We start from the raw sequence: 1,092 nt of genomic DNA, 5'->3' as shown, positions 1-1,092 counted from the left end.
CGCGGCGTGAGCCGGAGCTGCGCCATCCCGCTAGCTCCGCGCCGGCTAACGCCGCTCAACCCGCCCAAAAAGGCAAATCAAACCGCCAGAGCGAACTCAGGATTGGATAAAACTGGGGGCAAGGTCAAACACAAGGGGAACGTTTCAAGAGGCCCAGACAGACAGTCGAGAACTTATCCACAGCCGTTACAAGTAGCCGCAACTTGGTTATATGGGCTTGCTTGCGGAGCGAAACTAATGCTTGCCGCTCGATATTAGATCCCAATCTGATCAGAGGCGGAACGACCGCTTCCTGGAGGGGTGCGAAACTGTCCTGTACGTCCCGACTGGGCGCAGAGCGCCAACGGCGCGACGGCTCCTCGGCGCTCGGCCGAGGAGCCGGGTATTACACTTCCGTGCCCCTCGAGGAGGGCTAGCGCATCTAGTGTTTCTTCGGCCTGATCGTGGCCATGCTGGGATAGAAACGCTCGAATGCGGTTTGAAAGTTCTCCTGATAAGCCGAAAACGTCACTAGCATGGCGATATGATCGCTCACGGTCGCGAAATAGTCGGTGTAGTAATTCGGCACCTCGGATTCGAATTGTCTGCCATGCACCCAAACCTTGTCGCCAATCGTTTCGCGCCTGACGAACTCGAGCGTGGAGGAGCGTCCCATCGGCATGCCCTCAGAGTCCATCAAAGGTTTCTGCGTCGAGAGAAGATCTTCATATAGGTCGAGACGATCTTCGCTTCCCTGCTCCTTCGCGGTCAGGATGATGATCGCCGTTTTTTGCTTTCCTTCCGCTTGGTCCTCGCAAACCCATTCCGCTCCTTCCAGATTGCATTTCCATCCCGGCGGAAGCGCGAACGAAAGATAGGAACTGTGAAACACTTCGGCTCGGACGCTGGCGCCCGGCGCCAAGAGCAGGTGCAGCGTAGCCGCGGCGATCTGGAGCGCTTTCATGGCGATGCGCTGTTCATCGCATTAGGTCATAGACCCATTATCGGGATTCCCGAATCGGCTGTGGCGTGATTCAACCTTCGGATCATGGAGGCTGAGATGGCGCGGTTTGATTTGACGGATTTCGAATGGTCGGTGATTGAGCCGTTGTT

The 1,092-nt window shown here is 56.7% G+C and carries 1 protein-coding gene; it reads right to left on the bottom strand.

The genetic code is table 11. From position 1 onward, the window contains the following. Positions 1-421: 421 nt before the first annotated feature. The gene (locus MPC4_RS18135; protein WP_174513773.1) at positions 422-943 is read right to left on the bottom strand and encodes a hypothetical protein; all 522 of its coding nucleotides are present in this window, start codon (positions 941-943) and stop codon (positions 422-424) included. Positions 944-1,092 lie beyond the last annotated feature (149 nt).

It is taken from the genome of Methylocella tundrae (assembly GCF_901905185.1).
Lineage (GTDB): Bacteria > Pseudomonadota > Alphaproteobacteria > Rhizobiales > Beijerinckiaceae > Methylocapsa > Methylocapsa tundrae.
The sequence above is the reverse complement of the archived record's forward strand: the minus strand, read 5'-3'. Positions and strand labels throughout refer to the sequence as shown.

What these genes read in the sequence shown, in the direction of transcription:
- MPC4_RS18135 (WP_174513773.1), bottom strand. Translation starts at nt 943, where the DNA reads ATGAAAGCGCTCCAGATCGCCGCGGCTACGCTGCACCTGCTCTTGGCG.